The organism is Pseudohongiella sp. (assembly GCF_011050365.1).
Taxonomy (GTDB): Bacteria; Pseudomonadota; Gammaproteobacteria; order Pseudomonadales; family Pseudohongiellaceae; genus Pseudohongiella.
Genome location: NZ_DRFV01000003.1, coordinates 1 through 17,894, shown reverse-complemented (window position 1 = coordinate 17,894; position 17,894 = coordinate 1). Strand labels below are relative to the sequence as shown.

Annotated in this window: 17 protein-coding genes; 9 read left to right on the top strand and 8 right to left on the bottom strand. The window is 56.0% G+C overall.

All coding sequences use genetic code 11. From position 1 onward, the window contains the following. Positions 1-282 precede the first annotated feature (282 nt). Both ENH71_RS03325 and ENH71_RS03320 read right to left on the bottom strand, forming a co-directional pair. Positions 283-3,462 (bottom strand): efflux RND transporter permease subunit, encoded by a 3,180-nt coding sequence (locus ENH71_RS03325; protein ID WP_294133179.1) that lies wholly within the window; start codon positions 3,460-3,462, stop codon positions 283-285. Next, positions 3,459-4,583, bottom strand: coding sequence for an efflux RND transporter periplasmic adaptor subunit (locus ENH71_RS03320; protein WP_294133178.1), 1,125 nt, complete (start codon positions 4,581-4,583; stop codon positions 3,459-3,461). The genes ENH71_RS03325 and ENH71_RS03320 overlap by 4 nt, the downstream gene beginning before the upstream one ends. Before the next feature lie 287 nt (positions 4,584-4,870). Between ENH71_RS03320 and ENH71_RS03315 the strand changes: the two genes are divergently transcribed. Continuing rightward, positions 4,871-5,272, top strand: coding sequence for a DUF4345 family protein (locus ENH71_RS03315; RefSeq protein WP_294133174.1), 402 nt, complete (start codon positions 4,871-4,873; stop codon positions 5,270-5,272). Positions 5,273-5,286: 14 nt separating this feature from the next. Here the strand turns inward: ENH71_RS03315 and ENH71_RS03310 are convergent, their stop codons facing one another. Together ENH71_RS03310 and ENH71_RS03305 are read right to left on the bottom strand one after the other, a co-directional pair. Then, positions 5,287-5,823, bottom strand: coding sequence for a response regulator transcription factor (locus ENH71_RS03310; protein WP_294133172.1), 537 nt, complete (start codon positions 5,821-5,823; stop codon positions 5,287-5,289). Between the two features lies 1 nt (position 5,824). Next, positions 5,825-7,138 carry an ATP-binding protein gene (locus ENH71_RS03305; protein WP_294133170.1) on the bottom strand — a complete coding sequence of 438 codons (1,314 nt, stop codon included), beginning with the start codon at positions 7,136-7,138 and terminating at the stop codon, positions 5,825-5,827. Between the two features lie 50 nt (positions 7,139-7,188). Here ENH71_RS03305 and ENH71_RS03300 point away from each other — a divergent pair, with 50 nt between their 5' ends. Both ENH71_RS03300 and ENH71_RS03295 read left to right on the top strand, forming a co-directional pair. Then, positions 7,189-8,928: an SAM-dependent methyltransferase gene (locus tag ENH71_RS03300; protein ID WP_294133168.1), complete on the top strand. Its 1,740-nt coding sequence runs from the start codon at positions 7,189-7,191 to the stop codon at positions 8,926-8,928. 31 nt (positions 8,929-8,959) lie between these two features. Then, positions 8,960-9,892 (top strand): alpha/beta hydrolase, encoded by a 933-nt coding sequence (locus tag ENH71_RS03295; protein ID WP_294133165.1) that lies wholly within the window; start codon positions 8,960-8,962, stop codon positions 9,890-9,892. A gap of 50 nt (positions 9,893-9,942) precedes the next feature. Here ENH71_RS03295 and ENH71_RS03290 read toward each other — a convergent pair whose 3' ends face one another. Then, entirely contained in the window at positions 9,943-11,952 is a 2,010-nt protein-coding gene (locus tag ENH71_RS03290; protein WP_294137482.1) for a TonB-dependent receptor, read from the bottom strand. Positions 11,953-12,265: 313 nt separating this feature from the next. Here ENH71_RS03290 and ENH71_RS03285 point away from each other — a divergent pair, with 313 nt between their 5' ends. The 4 genes from ENH71_RS03285 to ENH71_RS03270 all read left to right on the top strand — a co-directional run bounded on the left by ENH71_RS03285 (position 12,266) and on the right by ENH71_RS03270 (position 15,456). After that, the gene (locus tag ENH71_RS03285; RefSeq protein ID WP_294133161.1) at positions 12,266-12,709 is read left to right on the top strand and encodes a BlaI/MecI/CopY family transcriptional regulator; all 444 of its coding nucleotides are present in this window, start codon (positions 12,266-12,268) and stop codon (positions 12,707-12,709) included. Beyond that, positions 12,702-13,667, top strand: coding sequence for a M56 family metallopeptidase (locus ENH71_RS03280; RefSeq protein ID WP_294133159.1), 966 nt, complete (start codon positions 12,702-12,704; stop codon positions 13,665-13,667). Before ENH71_RS03285 ends, ENH71_RS03280 begins: the two co-directional genes overlap by 8 nt. Before the next feature lie 250 nt (positions 13,668-13,917). Continuing rightward, positions 13,918-15,012, top strand: a complete 1,095-nt coding sequence (locus tag ENH71_RS03275) for a hypothetical protein (protein WP_294133157.1) — start codon at positions 13,918-13,920, stop codon at positions 15,010-15,012. Between the two features lie 12 nt (positions 15,013-15,024). Further along, entirely contained in the window at positions 15,025-15,456 is a 432-nt protein-coding gene (locus tag ENH71_RS03270; protein ID WP_294133155.1) for a PaaI family thioesterase, read from the top strand. A 22-nt stretch (positions 15,457-15,478) separates the two neighbouring features. Here the strand turns inward: ENH71_RS03270 and ENH71_RS03265 are convergent, their stop codons facing one another. The 3 genes from ENH71_RS03265 to ENH71_RS03255 all read right to left on the bottom strand — a co-directional run bounded on the left by ENH71_RS03265 (position 15,479) and on the right by ENH71_RS03255 (position 17,221). Continuing rightward, positions 15,479-15,817, bottom strand: a complete 339-nt coding sequence (locus ENH71_RS03265; protein ID WP_294133153.1) for a P-II family nitrogen regulator — start codon at positions 15,815-15,817, stop codon at positions 15,479-15,481. Between the two features lie 107 nt (positions 15,818-15,924). Then, on the bottom strand, positions 15,925-16,626 hold the full coding sequence (locus ENH71_RS03260) for a dienelactone hydrolase family protein (RefSeq protein WP_294133151.1): 702 nt from the start codon (positions 16,624-16,626) through the stop codon (positions 15,925-15,927). Between the two features lie 157 nt (positions 16,627-16,783). Then, entirely contained in the window at positions 16,784-17,221 is a 438-nt protein-coding gene (locus ENH71_RS03255; protein ID WP_294133149.1) for a hypothetical protein, read from the bottom strand. Positions 17,222-17,353: 132 nt separating this feature from the next. On the opposite strand from ENH71_RS03255, the gene ENH71_RS03250 reads away from it, so the two are divergent. Both ENH71_RS03250 and ENH71_RS03245 read left to right on the top strand, forming a co-directional pair. Beyond that, entirely contained in the window at positions 17,354-17,596 is a 243-nt protein-coding gene (locus ENH71_RS03250) for a hypothetical protein (RefSeq protein WP_294133148.1), read from the top strand. Between the two features lie 57 nt (positions 17,597-17,653). Then, a partial coding sequence (locus tag ENH71_RS03245) for a hypothetical protein (protein ID WP_294137480.1) occupies positions 17,654-17,894 on the top strand: 241 nt, incomplete at its 3' end.

Sequence of the window (17,894 nt, the reverse complement as noted above, 5' to 3'; positions counted from 1 at the left end):
CCTTGAATTGGGTGTTGGCAGGGCAGGGGTTCAAGACAGACAACGGAATATTATCCCTTGTTAGATAGGGGGGAACAGAGAATGACGTTCCGCCGCCTGTCTTGAGGGTTCATGAGTTGGCCGCCTGATGTCCGTCAACGGGCGTCCTCATAAACTGGTATTGATACTAACACAGGCACTTTTCGCAAAAAGTGCTGGTGACAAATTGTTGCAAAGCGTTGGTTTGCTGTCACTACCCCTGACAATTACGCCCGGATATCGAACAACTGTTCCATTTTAAACTCACGCTTCTGCGGCAACATTCTCCCGTTTGCTGAACATGCGTCTGATTCGGCTGAGACGCTGACGCAGGTGATCAGGCAGTGCCAGCATGGCTGGCGTCACGATCAGGGTCAGGATAGTGGCGAACGACAAACCGAAGACGATTGCATTGGCCAGTTTCACCCACTGCGATGTAATCGGACCACCGATCTCGATTTCTGATCCTATCAGGTCAATTGACACGTGCATTGCCAGCGGCAGCAAACCGCAGCCGGTAGTAAATGTGGTCAGGAACACCGGGCGCAGACGCTGCACACCAGTCTGCACGATCACCTCCCGGAGATCCCAGTCGATGTGTTTGGCGCGCAGATAGTTGAAGGTATCGATCAAAACGATATTGTTGTTTACGATAATACCGGCGAGCGCCACGATACCGACACCCGTCAGAATTACGCTGAATGTCTGGCCTGTGGTCAGCAGGCCCAATAACACACCTGCTGTAGACAGAAGCACAGAAGACAGAATCAGCAGCGCCTGATAGTAACTGTTGAACTGGGTCACCAGCAGAATAGCCATCAGTGCCAGAGCCAGACCAAAGGCGCTGAGCAGGAAGGCGAAAGATTCGGCCTGCTCCTCATTGGCGCCGCGGAAGCGATAGTCGATGCCAGGGGCCAGCGGGTTGGCATCCATCCACTGTTCGACGCCCTGCACGATATTATTGGTAACGTAGCCGGGCGCCGGGTTGGCGCGTACGTAAACCACCCGATTGCCGTCAACCCGCTGGATTGAGCTGACACCGGGCAGCGCTTCGCGGGTAATAAAGCTGCTGATGGGAACCAGGCCACTGGCGGTATTGATCCGGATATTGTCGATTTGCTCGATACCCCGATATTCTTCAGGGTAACGCACACGGATTTCAACTTCTTCTTCGCTGTCATCAGGACGGAAATCGCCCATCATGACACCGTTGGTCAATAACTGGATGGCGGTACCAATTTCCGTCATGTTGGCGCCCGACATTGCTGCGCGTGCGCGGTCAACGGTGATCTGCCATTCGATTCCGGGCACCGGTGTCGTGTCGTCGATATCTATCAGGCCTTCGACATTATTCTCCAGATGTGAGCGGACTCGCCGGGCTTCGGCAATCAGCGTGCGCAAATCCTCACCATAGAACTCCATTTGCAGCTCTTTGCCAACGGGCGGACCCTGTTCAGGTGTCGAAATTTCCGCACGCACGCCCGGAATATCCTGAATTGCCTGGCGGTAAAGTTCTTCAACTTCAAAGCCATTGACGTCACGATCGCGCCGGTCGGTGAATTCAAGGAATATGGTGCCTACCAGGTCAGGCGCTGCTCCCATGCCGCCGCCCATGCTGCGACCGGCACCAGACTGAGTCACGATGCTTTTGTAGTAACCGATATCCTCGATGCGTGACTCGACATCAAGCATGATGTCGCGAATCTCTTCCGGCGAATAATTGCCTCTGGTAAATACCTGTACCTGGGTTTGCGCAGGCTCCACGCTGGTGAAAAACTCGACCCCGCGACCATAATTAAGGTAAGCCCAGACAATGGTGACCAGGGTGATCACGCTGGCAAGGGCAACCAGCCCGGGCGCCCGGACAGCCATCCGCAGAATCCGCGCATAAATACCAACAATGCCTCGCATGTCGTCGGGCGGGGTCTCTTCAAGCTTGCCTATCTGGTTGCCACCGCCTGCTGCCATCACGCCGGTCTTGCCGCCGATCAGCGAGCCGATGGTTGGTGCAAACACCAGGGCGTAAAGCAGCGAACCAATCAGAACCGCGAATACGGTCACCGGCAGGTAGCCCATGAACTCGCCTGCCACACCCGGCCAGAACATCATCGGCAGGAAGGCGGCCAGCGTGGTGCCTGTGGAGGCGAGAATTGGCCAGAACATGCGGCTGGTGGCTTCCTGGAAGGCGTCCTTGCGGTTGTAACCTTCAGCCAGTTTGCGGTCGGCATATTCGACCATGACGATGGCGCCGTCGATCAACATGCCCAACCCCAGTAACAGGCCAAAGATCACCATGAAATTGTAGGTGAAGCCGAGCAGGGAAATGATAATAAAAGCAAAGAAGAACGAGAACGGTACTGCCAGCGCGACCAGAATGCCTGAACGCACGCCAACGGCGGCAATGACCACGACCAGCACCAGTACCATGGCCGTTGCCATGTTGCCCTGTAGTCCGGAGTTCTGTTCAATCACCAGTGGGATGGTGTTGTTCAGGTATGTGATCTCGACAGCTGGCGGTATGCGCGTGCGCATGTCCTGCACAATCAGGTCGATTTTATCCATCGCCTCTACCAGGTTGGCGCCTTTGCGCTTTTGTACATCCAGCGAGATTGAGCGGTCGCCATTGGCGTAGGCGTAACGATCGGCATCCTTGAATGTACGGCGCACCTCTGCCAGATCGCTCAGCACCACAACGCCGTCGGCGTTGGCCGCTATCGGCAGCTGGAAAACGTCATCGGCAGTTTCGATCAGACCTGGCACTTTAACCGAAAAAGCACCACTGCCGGTGTCAAGAGTACCGGCAGGGATCAGGCGGTTGTTGGTAGACACGGCCTGCACCAATTGCTGATTGGTAATGCCGTAGGTTTCCAGTTTTGAGGGATCAACAATTATTTCCAGCAACTCTTCGCGGGCGCCGATCGTATCAGCGGTAAGAATCTCGGGCAGATTTTCAATCTGACGCTGCAGGGTTTGAGCGATACGCAACAATACGCGTTCAGACACACCTTCGCCGCCAAGCGCGATTTGCACCACCGGGACAGTTGCTGCCGACACCTCCTGGATCAACGGCTCTTCGGTATTCTGTGGGAACCGTGCTTTGGCCCGGTCCAGTGCCGAGCGGATATCATTCAGCGCCAGGTCGGGGTCAAAACTGACGTCAAACTCGGTGATGATGGTCGCCGAGCCTTCGCTGGAGAATGATCGCAGCTGAGTGATTCCATCAATATTGTTCAGTTCGATCTCGCTGGGCCTGGCCAACAGGCGCTCAGCATCTTCCGGCGAAATACCGGGCAGAATAATAGTGGTAATGATGACCGGAACCGTGACATCCGGGTTCAATTCCACCGGAATGGAGCGGTACGCTGCCAGTCCTGCCAGAATGATGACGGCAAATATACTGAGCGTGGTCCTGGAGTGAGAAACGGCGGCTTTGATGTATGTCATAGTTGTGACCAGTCAAAATTGGCGTTCACGATTTGTCCCTCGAATACCAGCTCCTGCCCGACTGTGATCAGGGTGACTTCACCGGGTAAACCTGTCACCCAGAAGCCGGACTCATCAATGCGGGTGCTCTCACCGACAATCTGTACGTGATGAAATTCAACTTCGTTGTCGCTGTTCAGGGTTTTTACGCCCATCAGGCCCGCATCATCCAGTGTCACTGATGACGGTGGCACCAGATGTGCGCGGATCTGCGCAGCGTCCAGCAATATTTCGGTGCTGATGCCCTGACGGATCGGCGTTTGCTGCGGTTCCAGCCGGACTTCGATGCGGTAGCTGCGGGAAACCGGATCCGCTGCTCTGGCCAGATAAGTCAGCTCCCCGCTGATTCGTTCACCGGTCACCATGATGCCGGTCACTCGGGTACCGACTTCCAGTTTGCTTACCTCCTGTTCCGGCACCTGTCCCACCAATAACATGGGATCGTCATCGAATAATGCTGCGCACTGTCCGCCCATGTCCATGTAGGCGCCGACTTCGACGGCCCGTGTTTCCACGATGCCATCAAACGGTGCCCGGATTTTGGTGCGCTCGAGAGTCAGCTCGGCCCGGCTTACGGCAGCAATGGCTGCATCATAAGTGGTCTTTAGCTGGGCCAGGGCCGAACGAGAGATCAATTCGCGCTGGAACAGATCCTGGCCGCCCTGGTACTCCAGGCGGGCCTGTTCCTGGCGGCTCAGAGCTTCCTGTAAGTCAGTCTCGCGGGTGTCGATGGCGAGTTCGCACAGAACGTCGCCGGTCTGCACGCGGGCGCCACGGGCTGCGGGTGTGCCAACTACGCGACCGGCGGTTTCGGCACGGACGTCAACCAGACGGAAGGCCTGGGTCCGGCCGCGGACACTGACCGTCTGGGTATAGGTATCAAGGCGCGAGCGTTTGGCGCGGACAGTAAAGTCTGCCGCCGAGGAAGCGTTGGCAGAGCCATCATCGGCGATGGCGGTCACGGTTCTGTCGCTGTCGGTGCTGGCATAGCGCTCATCGCGATCATCCTCACCTCGTGGGACCAACATCCATGCCGCGATCACGATGACCAGGCCAATAGCTACCAAATATTGTTTTTTCAAGACAGGCTCCGCTTGCTTGTGACTGCTTTCATTTGCGTGTGAGTAGTGTATCCGCTGTTTTTGTCAATGCAATGCACCAAGCGGCGACCGGGCGCGCTTTTTGGTATGCTGGCCGATAGTTGTTGTTATACGTTTGCGGCATGTCCGAGGATCACCTTGTGTCCCCGAATTCGGTGGAGAGCATTGCGGCAAACGTTATACCATGTGGATCTGCCTGCGCTGAGTGCCAAAAGTCATTATCTGGATCATGCAGTGCAATCAATACCCTGAATTTTAAGGAATTGCTGATGAATGTACTGGCTCGTTTGTTTCCCCCGGCCTTGCTGGCATTGAATGGACTGATCTACCTGGGTGTAGGGTGGTTATTTGTCTCCGATGTCGCGGGCTGGTTTGAAGTCGTCGGCGTCGATTTGCGCTCAGATATGGGGTATACAGAGTTGAGGTCGGTATACGGTGGTTTCATGCTCGCCTTTGGCGCTTTTCTGCTGGTATGCGCACTGCGCAAACCCTATGCGCCGGCAGGCGTGCTATTACTGGTATTCACCTATGCCGGCCTGGTGGCTGCCCGCAGTTGGGGAGTATTGGTGGAACAGGCCTACAATGCCACGGTACTGCAGATCTATATCAGCGAATGGCTGGCGCTGGTGTTGAGTATCGCTGCATGGTTCTGCCTGAAGCGCAGTCACTGAAACCGGCGCGTCCGTCAGCCGGCAACGGGTTTTTTCTGTAATTTGCGCTGCAGTGTGCGTCGATGCATGTTCAGTTGGCGCGCCGTCTCGGAGATATTGCCGTCGTTTTCCTTCAGCACTTTCTGAATATGCTCCCACTCCAGACGTCTGACCGACATCGGCTGTTGAATTGACAATGAAGACTGTTCGGACTGTGGCGTAGAGGTCAGGGCGGCGAGAATGTCGTTGGCATCGGCGGGTTTGGCCAGGTAGTTGTCAGCACCCAACTTGATGGCTTCAACAGCAGTAGCGATACTGGCATAACCGGTCAGCATCAGGATCGGGCTGGCGGGACATTTTTCCCTGAGCAGCGGGATCAGTTCCAGAGACGAATGGCCGGCCAGGTTCAGATCGACGATGGCATAATCATGGCTGTGACTGGCGATGGCCAGTCGTGCTGCATCCAGGTCACTGGCATGAATAACAGCATAGTCACGTCGCTCGAGCGCGCGGCTCATGACCTGGGCAAACACGGCGTCATCTTCTATCAGCAGAATCAGTTGCTTATTCATATCAAACACTCACCGGAAGTCTGATTACGGTGCGGGCACCGGCGTCCCTGACATTGAACATTTCAATACTACCACCCTGACGCTGGATGGAGGCATTGGCCAGAAAAATTCCCAGGCCCATGCTGTCACTGCGGGTCGAGATAAAGGGTTCCCCCATGCTCTCCATCACCTCCGGCGGAATACCGGGGCCGTCATCCTGGACTGACATCACGACATCAGTTTGTTGTGGTGATGCCCAATAATACTCTACCGACACGCGCGATCGGGCGGCTTTGAGTGCATTCTCGATGATATTGATCAGGGCGTGGCGGATGGTAATGTCTGCCGAAATCAGTGCTTCGCTGCAGGCTGCATCCATGCTGAAATCTATCTTCGCGCCCGGGTGAATATTGGTGATGTAGTCACGTATGGCGTCATCAAAATTGCTCAGTCGAAGCTGGCCCGGTTGACTGTGATCGTTCTTGTTGTAAAACCGGGTCAGCTGATCCAGCGAATGCTTGCAGCGCACGACCTGTTCGCGCAGTAAATGGATATCAGCCTTGACACTCTGTTCCCGCAATTGTTCTTCGCTTTGTTCATCCAGTTCTGACAGCAGCACCGCCATGGTGGACAGGGGGGTGCCCAGCGCATGCGCTGTGCCTGCCGCCAGTGTGCCGATCGCCACCAGTTGCTCGTTGCGCATCTCGTTCTCGCGGGCTTTGGCCAGGGTAAGTTCACGACTGCGGATGGCCTGCGCCATGCGACTGACAAATGCCGTGATCAGCACGGCACTGACAACAAAGGTCACCCACATACCGATCAGATGCACCTGAAAGTCGGGCACCATGTGCTCGGCATGCTGATCGGTAGCAATACCTACCAGTAACAGCAGGGTGTATACCACGATAGCGAGTGCCGCGAGTATATTGGCCCAGAACAGATTCAGCAGGGTCGCGCCCACCGCCAGCAATACCAGCAGGTAAGAGATCAACGGATTGGTGGCTCCGCCGGTGTAAATCAATAGGACTGTCAGGAATGCAAAGTCGAGTGCCAGGTGCGCGGCCAGCTCCCGTGTGTTGATCAGCGTGGCATTGCGGACCCGCCAGACACCCAGTGCCAGTGAGGCCAGAATGCATGTCAGTAACGCCACGATAGGACCGACCGGCAAGTGCAAGGGTGAGAAGAAATCGAAGACGATGGCGCCCAGAATACCGGTAATCATCACCAGCGTCCGCAACACCAGCAGGCGTTGTAAACTGATACGGGGCGCACTGCGTAATTCGCCGTCGGTGCCGCGCAGCAGGGTGTTCAACCATGTGGTACCAGTTTTAGTCATGTCGGGCCCGGCTTTACTTATTTTGCTCATTGTACCGTATAATGCGCCGAATGAAGACGACCCCACAGTCACTGATTTTTCCATTGAATATATATGCCGAGTTGCTGGAACTGGCTTTTGGTCATGTCGACTTTCTCAGTTACGGTACTCAGGCAGAGCCTGACCTGTCGGTAACCGGGGCGCAGCAGGCGATGGCGGCCCGGTTGCTGGCAATGCTGGAGCCCGCGCCCGGGGCAACCGTGCTTGATATTGGTTGCGGCACCGGCGCGCTGGCATATGAGCTGGACCGGGCCGGTTATCAGGTCACAGCCATTGACGTCAGTGAGCAGGCCATCAGCGCCGCGCGCAGACGTTTCTGCGAACACGACACCGCGTCTGCCGCCCTGCCGCGCCTGGTGCTGGCCGACCTGCAAAACTATGAGACGGACGAATGCTTTGATGTGCTGGTGCTGCAGAACAGTGCCCGCTACCTGTCGCCATTGACAGTTTTTGCACACGCCCGTCGCTTGCTGAAAGCAGGTGGTCAACTGCTGATACTGGAAGAATTCACCGGTGATGATTCTGTTCAGGCGCCGGAACCATTGCCGGTACTCAGCCACGTGCTGCATATGGCGGGCAGAGCCGGTTTCGAATTAACGCAGCATCACGATGTCAGCAGCAGTGTGGCCCGCTGGCTGGAACACTGTCTGCCGCTGTTTGACCAGCACCTCGTTGCCCTGGCGCAACGCACCGGTTTGTCCACAGATCAATTATTGGCGCTACGCCAGTCCATGGCTGATGATCTGGCCAAGTGTCAGCGCGGGCGCTATATCCATGCCCTGCTGGCGTTTCGCATGGATGCCTGCGATGTCACCCTGTTGCCAGCGGAATTGATGCCCGCAGAGCGCTTTCAGGTTTTGTTTGAGCGCAGTTTTGATACCGGTTTTGATGCGTCACTCTGGCATTGGAAATATGGTGACGGACGCGGACATTCGGTGGTGGCGTGCAAACGTGGTGAGGCCGTAGCCCATTACGGTGGCATCAGTCGTGACATTCTGTACTTTGGCAGGCCCGCGCGAGCATTGCAGATCTGTGATGTCATGGTGCTGCCGCAACACCGAAGCTTCTATAGCAAACGCAGTCTGTTTTTTATTACCGCTGCGACCATGCTGGAGTTGCATGCCGGCAACACTGCAGAGCACCTGCTGGGTTTCGGCTTTCCCAATATCAAGGCCATGCACGTTGCTCAACGTTTGGGGTTGTACGGTAAAACCGACGAACTGCTGGCTTTATCCTATCCTGCCGATGGCGAGCCGGCCGCCGGTGCCTGGACCGTCGCGCAGGCAGGCCCGGAGGTCGACAGCGGCGGATTGACTGACGCCTTGTGGCAACGGATGGCACCGGCGTTTGCTGACGACATTATTGGTATCAGGGACGCAGCTTACCTGCACTATCGGTACGCGCAGCGTCCAGGCCTGGACTATCATGTTCTGGTTCTGACGCATCCCTCAGGCAGTCATGCAATAGCGGTGACCCGCGACCATGGTGAGCACAGGCTGATCATGGACGTGGTAGCGTCGGCAGATGATTTGCCCCAGGTGCTGATAGCTCTGAGTCAGCATGGGCATGACACGGGGCGACCCATGGTGTTGTGGTTGAGCGCAGGCCAACTGCATCGTGTGAGAACAGCGTCACTTCATGTCGAACCCACGGGCATTCATATTCCCTGCAACGCCTGGACGCAGGGTCCTGCCGCTGAAACGCTGCAGGGGAAGTGGTGGCTGACTGCCGGCGATATGGATTTTATGTGATTTAACAAACAACAAGACGGAGAGCGTGATAATGAGTGCAATAACTGCCAGTTCGATGTGCGGTACGCTGAATGTCCGGCCAATGTCTGGCGTCAGGGTGAGCATGCACAGGTTGGCGCTGTTGGTTTTGCTGGTCATGGGTTGCTGGCTGGCGCCGGCGATCGCGCTGGCCGGTACGGTAACGCATCACAGTTTTTCCTCGGCAACCCTCGGGCGTGAATACAGCTACAATTTGTACACGCCTGAAGCGTATCACAGCTCGCCGGCATCGTTTCCGGTGCTCTACCTGTTGCACGGCGCTGCCGGCGATGAGCATAGTTGGGTCGATGCCGGCCGGGTGCAGGCGACTGTTGATGCGTTAATAGAAGAAAGCAGGGTGCCGCCAATGCTGATCGTGATGCCGGCAGACCCGAACTTCTGGTGGGCCGACTCGCTCACGGAATCTGCGCAGACTGCGTTGATCACCGAACTGATACCGCACATTGATGATAACTACCGCAGTATTGATGCGCGCGAGGGCAGACTGATTGCAGGCTATTCTGCCGGCGGCTTTGGCACGGTGAATGCCGCGCTGACTTTTCCCGGATTGTTTGCTGCAGCTGCAGCGTTGAGTCCGGCGGTTTATGATCCGGTACCGCCAGCCAGTTCATCGGCGACGCGTATTGCGATTTTTCAGCGCGATGGCGAATTTGATCCCGCGTTGTGGCGCTCAATGAACTGGGTGTCAGTGTTTGATGACTACAAACAGTCAGGTGTCATAGTTCCATTCTATATTAACAGTGGTGACCATGACCGCTTTGATATCGCCTACCACGCCGCCGGTTTTTATCAGGCATTGCGTGAGCATCAGGCGGACAGCGTCGAGTTACGGATTTTCGACGGTGACCATGATTTCGCCGCCTGGGGTGGTTCGCTGGGTGATGCCTTGCAATACATTTCAGGCTTCCTGGCGCCTGCACACTAGAATGGTATCAGCGCCGGCACCGATGGTGCTGTGCCGGCGCCAATGCCAAGTCAGAAGCGGGCCTGAATGCTCATCCGCACACTGCGGGGCTCAACCGGATGAAAGTGGATATCTTCCACCGGCGCAGCTTCGCCCGGCAGTTGTGACTCATAAAAATAGGTGATGTCACGGTCATCGCTGTCAAGCACATTCAACAGTTCCAGTGTTAGCGACAGATTGGGTGTGAACTGGTACGTCGTCTGTGCATTCATCAGAAAGGTCGACTCGGAGCGCGGCAGTCGCGCCTCTGTCAACGGCGCTTCGCCCAGATAACGCAAGCGAATACCACCACTCCAGTTATTGAGGTCATCCACGATCATGCCCATTGACGCCGTGCGCTCGACCGCATTGCCGATGCGGTTGTCGACACCCACGCCGCGCAGTCGGGCTTTGGTGTAACTGACATCGGCATCAAACAGCAACCACTCGGTGGGGGAGTAGAGACCGTTGATTTCAAACCCTTTCCGTTTGCTGGGGGCAACGGCTTCGGTATTGCCTGCGTCTCCGACATAAATCAGTTCCGACGACAGGCGCATGGTAAATGCGGTAACGGCGAGCTGCGTTTTCGGGATCAGTGAGGTGCGAAACCCGGCTTCATAGCTGCGGGCCGTGGCCAGTGGGTCTACACTGTCAATAGCATCACCGGTGACCGGGTCTATACTGATCACCGTGCCACGTGCATCATTACTGTGGAAGCCCTGGCCGGCGCTGAGGAATGTTTCCAGACCGTCCATCGGGCTGAACACAAGGTTCAATTTCGGGCTGAACAGGGTGTCGTCGCCTGAGCCACTGTTGACAGCGATGTTGGCGGCGACGTCAAAATCATAGTGATCCGCGCGCACGGATGCCACCGATCGGAAACGATCGGTCCACTGGTGTTGAACGGAGGCGTACAGGCTGTTGAGAGATTGCTCAACGTTGTCCGCGCGCACGGTATTGTATATTTCACGCTGTTCGGTCTGGTACAGGCCCACGTCGATGTCATCGTAGCGGTTCTGGAAGCCCACCGTGATTTCGGTGGGGATGCGGGTTTGCAGGTTGCGCCGGTACTCGGTTTCAAAACCCGCCACGCGGCGGTCATCAGCCTGCTGGAACTGGTCCCCCCGGACCGGATCGTTGGCGAAATAGGTAAAATTGGAAAACAGATCGAGCGTGTAGTCCATCAGGTAGGCACTGAAATTCCATTGATCATCAGCGCCCAGATTCTCCTGCCAGGCAAATGACAGGCTGTTGCGCCGGGAATCGCCACCAACAGTGGGGTCGATATTGCCCCAGCGACTGAGGCTGCCCTTTTCAACTGCACGCAGCGGGATCTGGTCGGTGGCATCCCAGTCGTTGAGATAGGTCATGCCGGTGAGGCTCCATTCGCGTTCAGGCGATGCTTCGTGGTATTTAACCACTGCCTTGCGCTTGTCCAGGTTCTGGTCACGCTGCCATGGGCCGCCGTACTGGGTAATAGCGCCGGCAAAGGTCAGTTGTCCGGCGAATACATCGAATGATTCACCCAGAAACAGGCGCTGATAATCGTTTTCACCCAGTGTCAGGTTCATCGTGCCCTGTTCCAGGCTGCCAGCATAGCGGAACCCGGCCGAGCCAGCCGTGGCGAAGTCACCACCATCAGCATAATAGGGACCTTTGCGGTAAGTCAGGCGATCGACCAGTTCGGGAATAATGAAGTTAATGTCGGCGTAACCCTGGCCGTGACCATGGGTAGGCATATTGATCGGCATATCGTCCAGGCGCAGGGCAAAATCGGTGCCGTGATCCAGGTTGAAGCCCCTTACAAAATACTGGTTGGCCTTGCCTTCACCACTGTGCTGAGTGGCAATAAGTCCGGGTACAAATTCCAGCAATTCAGCTGTGCGTGAAACCGGGCGTAGTTCCAGTTGCTTGTCGTAGACGATACCCTCGGCCGCAGTGACGGGGGTGCCTGAGAGATTGAAGTCGCTGCCGAATACCAGTATTTCCTGCGGTCGATCTGCATTGGTTTCTTCTGCAATACTGTTACTGGCTAAAATCAAAGTAATTGCGGCCGCCAGCGACTGCGATAGTCCGGGTTGTTTCACTACGTTGTACCTCAAAGGTTGAATCGACGCCTGGCGTCGCGATAAATGTGTCACACAGACAGGATACAATGGGAAAACATCGTGGAATTATAAAATATTGATTATATTGATTTTATTTGGTAAAAAAGCACCGATGGGCTATCGGTTTTTGCATTTGCGCAAAATCAGGACTACATTGAATATAGATGACGCCGCTACTATCGAAGAGCAATAGTCGCGATTGTTGAGTTGAAAGATGAGAAATCCATACGGACGTCGGATACTGAAAATGCGGTCTTCTTCAAATATTTTAAGCCATAATCTGGGTGAGCTGGAGCTACGTGTACTTGAAGCACTGTGGCAGCGGCCGCACCTTGATGCGCGTCAGATACACGAAGCGCTGTGCGCCCAGACGCCGCCGCGACGTACCCCTGGCCTGAACACAATTCAGTCAACGCTCGAGCGGCTGTTTCGCAAAGCCTATGTCGACCGGATAAAGCAGGGACATGCCTTTACTTACCATGCCTCGGTTTCGCGCGGTAATCTGCTCGGCCGTATGCTCGGCGACGTTATCAAGCTGTTGCACGATGGGCGAATGGAAACCATTCTGAGCAGCTTTGTACAGGTCGCCTCCGATCTGGATGATGCTTCACTGGATGAGCTGGAAGCCCTTATCAGGCTCAGGAAATCGCAGCAGAGCGACGCTGGGGTTGGAGGGGATCAGGATGATTAATACTCTGGGTACGCTGTGTCTGATCTGGTTAGTTCTGTGGCTGGTGCTGACACTGATCCTGCGAGGCCTTTATCCCCTCATCCGGTCAACTCTGTTCCGCCTGCATCCGGCGCATGGCAGTGTGCTGTTGCTGCTGCTCTGGTCAGCGCCATTCATTCTGAGTCTGTTGGCTACCTCGTTGTTGCTGGTGCCGACATTTGGTGGCCTGCTGCTTGCCCCGCATTGTCACGGAGACTGCGCACCGCATGTGCCCACGACCAGCACCTGGGTATTGGTCTGGAGTGGATTCACGCTGGCGGTAGTTGCCACGCTGGCATTGTCCTGGCATTTTGCACAAAGCTTGTGGCGCGGAATCCGCATGCGCAAACAATTCGATGCGCTGTCTTCGCGTCAAGCGGGTTACCGTTTGCTGGCCGCCAGTGAGCCTGCGGTGTTTACTCTGGGCTGGTGGCGGCCCCGTGTCTATATCAGCACAGGTCTTCTGGGCGGTTGTTCGTCTGAAGAACTCGCCATCATTCTTGCCCATGAACAGGCGCACCGCAAGCGCCGGGACAATCTCCGGCTCCTGCTCGGTCGTGTGTTCTGTCTGGTTCTGCCACGAGTCTGGCGCCAGTCTGTGGTGCATGATCTGCACTTGTTGTGTGAGCAGTCCTGTGACTTCGTCGCCGCGAGCCGATACGGGTCCTTGTCGGTTGCCCAGACCCTGGTGCAGGTCGGACGTGTGTTGCGTCGCTCTGCAGCGCCGCTGCAAGGCGTGGCTTTTGATGGCAGTGACCTGCAGAGCCGCGTCCACGCACTGTTGCGCCTGGACAGTCGCCAGTTGCTGAGTCGTTGGCAAATCGCGACGCTGTTTGCCGCCGCCGGCCTGGCGGTTTTACTGGCAGTGGAGCCTTTGCATCACGGTGCAGAATGGATGATAGACGTGCTTGAGCACAACATGCCGTTGGCGCATCTTTAAGCTCCAATCATGGAGGAAAGATGACGAAAAAAGGCAATGCCGGGAATTCTTGGCTAATTGCTGGTTGCCCGGCCCCGACTGGATTACACTGGGGCGGAAATCTGATTCCAAGGTAGCCTTTTAGTCATCCCGACTTATTCACAGGCTGCCGGGTGCGATACTGGCACGATCAGCTCGTAGTGTTGGCACAGGGATTGGTTTCAGGGGAGCTATTGTGCAAGAGTCAGCCGCAAACAAAAACAGGATCTTGATGATAACGTCCGGCGCGTTGATGCGCAGGTCCATGCTGCCATCATTTTTTCTGGTGCTGGCTCTGCTGGCAGGCATGCTGTCCAGTGAGTCCGTCATCGCGCAGCCGGATGCAGGTTTCACCGAGAGCACCAACGACGATGCTGGTGCAGGCGAGGCGGAGGACGATGAGGACGCTTTAGCAACTTCGGCTGCAAACGCCGTCGACAATATTCTCACACGCACCATGGCGGAAATAGAGCACAGCAACGCCTGGCGTTGGCTGGAAGCGAGGCGCGATGGTGTGTCGAAAAACGTCTCTGTTGTTGGTCGTAACCTTGATGACTGGCTGGCGGGCGAAGGTGTCGGTGAGCGCAGTAATGAAAGTTACATGCGCATACGAATCAACCAGCGTTTCGGTCGCTTCAATCCCTACCATTCCAATGCCCGCATCGGCGGCAGTGTTGATTTGCCTCGCGCCACTGAGCGCTGGAAGCTGATATTTGAATCAGAAAATACCGAGCGGGACTCCTTGCGCGACCAGCGCTTGAATAACGTCTCCACGACATCTTTTACCGGTGGTTTCCGCTACGAACACCCGGAACGCAATGGCTGGCGTTTTAACCACGATATCGGCATGCGCGCCAAGATTCCCCTGGATCCGTTTTATCGTTTCCGGGTTCGTTATGGTGCTGACCTCAGTGATGACTGGTATGCCGGTTTCAGTAGCCGGATTTTCTATTACAACAATGAGGGATGGGGTCAGGACACCCGCGTATTTTTCACCCGCATACTGACAGAACAGCTGAATTTCCGTATCGAGTCCGAAGTCAATTACCAGCATGACGAGCGCCTCACCGAGTTTAGCCAGTCCGTAGCACTTTACCAGGCACTGGGTGAGCGCGAGACCCTGACCTATGAGGTGGGTTTGATCGGTCAGAACCGGCCGGTGGCAACCGTCGACAATTATTTTTTACAGATGGTGTATCGCAAAGCTATCTATGAAGACTGGCTGGTACTGGAGCTGGTGCCGCAACTGCTGGCCGAATATCAATATGACTGGAAGCCGGACCCCAGAGTACAGCTGAATCTTGAGATTTACTTTTTCGATTTTTAACGCAAGGAACATATGAGCGCGGACGAACAACAACCAATTTTCATGCGCCCGGGCCACTGCGCCGGGGATCTGCTGGAAGCTCCCGACTGGAGAATCATTCGTGAGGCTGAAGGACTCATCGACATTGACGCACATATACCGGGAAAGGTGCTTAATCCACGACAACAACTGTTTGGCGGTTTTACCGGCACTTATGTTGATATGGTCGCGTTGTACACCATACGGACCCTGTTCCCGCGACGCGAGGACTACTGGATAACAACCATTAATATGCGTATTGATTATCTCGATCCGGTGCTGGGCCCGAGAGTGAGATTGCAGGGGGAGCTGATCAACAAGGGAAGGTCGACGTCCCTGGTGTCAGTCACTTTTTTTGACGAGGACGACAATAAGCTGGTGTATGCACTGGTAACCTTGCGGGTTATCGACAGGCAGCAGGCGTAAACCTGCTGTCTGCCGGAAGAGCTTACAGCGCTTCGTTACCGGTTTCGCCGGTGCGGATTCGGATGCTCTGCTCAAGCGCGGTGACAAAAATTTTGCCATCACCGATGTGACCGGTGTTCGCTGCTTTGCAGATCGCCTCAATGGCCGAGTCCACAAGTTCGTCAGCAACCGCCACTTCGATTTTCGCCTTGGGCAGGAAATCAACAACGTACTCGGCACCACGGTACAGTTCTGTATGGCCCTTCTGGCGCCCGAAGCCTTTGACTTCGGTCATGGTCATGCCATTCACGCCCAGCTCTGACAAAGCTTCGCGAACATCGTCGGATTTAAAGGGTTTGATGATAGCGGTAATCAATTTCATCCAGCATCTCCAGCACGGCGTTGAGTATCTGCAAGGCAGCGAACTTTAGCACGGCGCATACAAAAGCACCACCAGCGCACGTGCCCCGGTGACGCAGGCTGTCCGCGCTATTGGGCTCCGTGAATGTATTCTTTTGTTGTAGGTAAAGATTCCAGCCAGGGGTGCAGATTTTCCCAGTCCAGCGTGAATACGTGGCGGGCGTCAGGCACCAGCGCTGCGTCCACGCGGGCGCCGCCAGCTCTGAGAGCGTCGGCAAGCGCGGGCATACTCTGGTTCCAGCGAAACAGGTCATCTTCCGCCACACGCAAATAGATGGGCAATTGCTTCATGTCTTTGATTAAGGATAAGTCTTTCATCATGCCGGGGACGGCAACGACACCGTAATATTGCTCGGGATGCTGTGCTGCGAGCTCCAGGGCCGAACTGCCGCCGGTGGAGACGCCAACCAGCAGGGCTTTGCCCGGGAGAATATCCGGGGATTGTTGCAGATGGCTAATGACTTTGGGGATCTTCTGGCCGTTGGCACCGGTAAATGGCGTGTTGGTCGGTGATACCGGCACCGCGATCATCCAGCCCCTGGTTGCCAGCTCCTTGCCCAGCCAGAATTGAGCGCGCGCCACATATTCGTTACCGTCACCGCCGGGCATCAACACGCACAGTGGCCAGGGTCCATCACCGTGTTCTTTGCTGGGCTCAAACAGGAATACCTTCACGGAACTGCCATCTTCCAGCTCCACGATGGTATCGCGCGCAGCGGCCAGCGCTGGCAACAACAACAAACACAGAGTGAGGTAACGACATATGAACATGAAAAAATTCCGCTGAATTCGGGGTGTAAACAAACGGCAGAGGTGAGCCTGACGCTGTTATCTCAGGTAATCCAGTTTAACAGAATCCCCATCGGCAACATGGCGTAAGCGACAAAGCGGGCTCAAAAGGCGACAGCTGGCCGTTACTGACAATGTGTCAGAGGCCAACGATCTCCATGCGTTCATTGGCGGACACGGTTACTTGAGTGCCATCTTCTGTAATAAAGCTGCGATCACCGATATTGCGCTTGGAAACGCGGTAAATGACCGGGCTTTGATCGGCGTCACGGTACAGCAGCACGGTCACCAGGCGCTGTTGATCCTGCCATTGCAGGTAGGTGACAAGGCTGCCGACAACGACGATACCGGTCAGGACCAGCCACAGGACGGTTTTGACTTTACCGGCCATTGGCGCTCGGCTATCGAGGGGGGCGGGTGGCATCTGGTGCGGCCGGTTTCTTCCCTGCCAGGGATCAGCTTTCTGTGATTTGGATTGGGGTGCCCGGGTGGATGCTCGCTGCTGTGCGCGTTGTCGGCGCAGGAAGATCACGGCGATGACAATCACCAGCAAGGTAATAAGCACTTGGCCAAGCATAGGATTCCAGATATTAGTGGTGCGAATGAGTGCTGATCATACCGTCCCGCGCGCAGTTGATCCAGTTGTCGGTGCTTGTGGACACTGCCATAATCCCGAATCAGGTAGTCAACTTGATCGCGAGGACCAGCAATGCAAAAAATCACCGGTATTATCTGTCTTGTGTTGTCTGCAGTCTGCGTGATGGCGGCGCTGCTGACGGCGGTGAATCTGGGCTTCATCATGACCCGTCCGGACTCGATTTCGGTGGCGAATGCGTTCGTGGGGCAGTTTGTGGTGATTGTGGGGGCGCTGGTGTTGGGTCGGTTGTTGTATCAGTTGGGCCGGGCCAGGTTGGTGGGAGCCAAGGGCGGTGGGTCGGGGTCCGAAAGCTAGGGTGATCGGCTCTCGGACAGTGGGTCGGGCTCTGGTCAGTGGATCGGGCTTTGGTCAGTGGATCGGGCGCCAAAGCCTGGGGTGATCGGCTCTCGCGGCATGCGCTTCGAGGCGATGCACCCCATGCTCTGGAGCCCTCTGATGGGTCAGGGGCCGGGCAGTGGGCCGGGCTTTGGTCAGTGGATCGGGCTTTGGTCAGTGGATCGGGCGCCAAAGCCTGGGGTGATCGGCTCTCGCGGCATGCGCTTCGAGGCGATGCACCCCATGCTCTGGAGCCCTCTGATGGGTCAGGGGCCGG

What these genes read in the sequence shown, in the direction of transcription:
- ENH71_RS03325 (WP_294133179.1), bottom strand. Translation starts at nt 3,462, where the DNA reads ATGACATACATCAAAGCCGCCGTTTCTCACTCCAGGACCACGCTCAGT.
- ENH71_RS03315 (WP_294133174.1), top strand. Translation starts at nt 4,871, where the DNA reads ATGAATGTACTGGCTCGTTTGTTTCCCCCGGCCTTGCTGGCATTGAAT.
- ENH71_RS03310 (WP_294133172.1), bottom strand. Translation starts at nt 5,823, where the DNA reads ATGAATAAGCAACTGATTCTGCTGATAGAAGATGACGCCGTGTTTGCC.
- ENH71_RS03305 (WP_294133170.1), bottom strand. Translation starts at nt 7,138, where the DNA reads ATGACTAAAACTGGTACCACATGGTTGAACACCCTGCTGCGCGGCACC.
- ENH71_RS03300 (WP_294133168.1), top strand. Translation starts at nt 7,189, where the DNA reads ATGAAGACGACCCCACAGTCACTGATTTTTCCATTGAATATATATGCC.
- ENH71_RS03295 (WP_294133165.1), top strand. Translation starts at nt 8,960, where the DNA reads ATGAGTGCAATAACTGCCAGTTCGATGTGCGGTACGCTGAATGTCCGG.
- ENH71_RS03285 (WP_294133161.1), top strand. Translation starts at nt 12,266, where the DNA reads ATGCGGTCTTCTTCAAATATTTTAAGCCATAATCTGGGTGAGCTGGAG.
- ENH71_RS03280 (WP_294133159.1), top strand. Translation starts at nt 12,702, where the DNA reads ATGATTAATACTCTGGGTACGCTGTGTCTGATCTGGTTAGTTCTGTGG.
- ENH71_RS03275 (WP_294133157.1), top strand. Translation starts at nt 13,918, where the DNA reads ATGATAACGTCCGGCGCGTTGATGCGCAGGTCCATGCTGCCATCATTT.
- ENH71_RS03270 (WP_294133155.1), top strand. Translation starts at nt 15,025, where the DNA reads ATGAGCGCGGACGAACAACAACCAATTTTCATGCGCCCGGGCCACTGC.
- ENH71_RS03265 (WP_294133153.1), bottom strand. Translation starts at nt 15,817, where the DNA reads ATGAAATTGATTACCGCTATCATCAAACCCTTTAAATCCGACGATGTT.
- ENH71_RS03260 (WP_294133151.1), bottom strand. Translation starts at nt 16,626, where the DNA reads ATGTTCATATGTCGTTACCTCACTCTGTGTTTGTTGTTGTTGCCAGCG.
- ENH71_RS03255 (WP_294133149.1), bottom strand. Translation starts at nt 17,221, where the DNA reads ATGCTTGGCCAAGTGCTTATTACCTTGCTGGTGATTGTCATCGCCGTG.
- ENH71_RS03250 (WP_294133148.1), top strand. Translation starts at nt 17,354, where the DNA reads ATGCAAAAAATCACCGGTATTATCTGTCTTGTGTTGTCTGCAGTCTGC.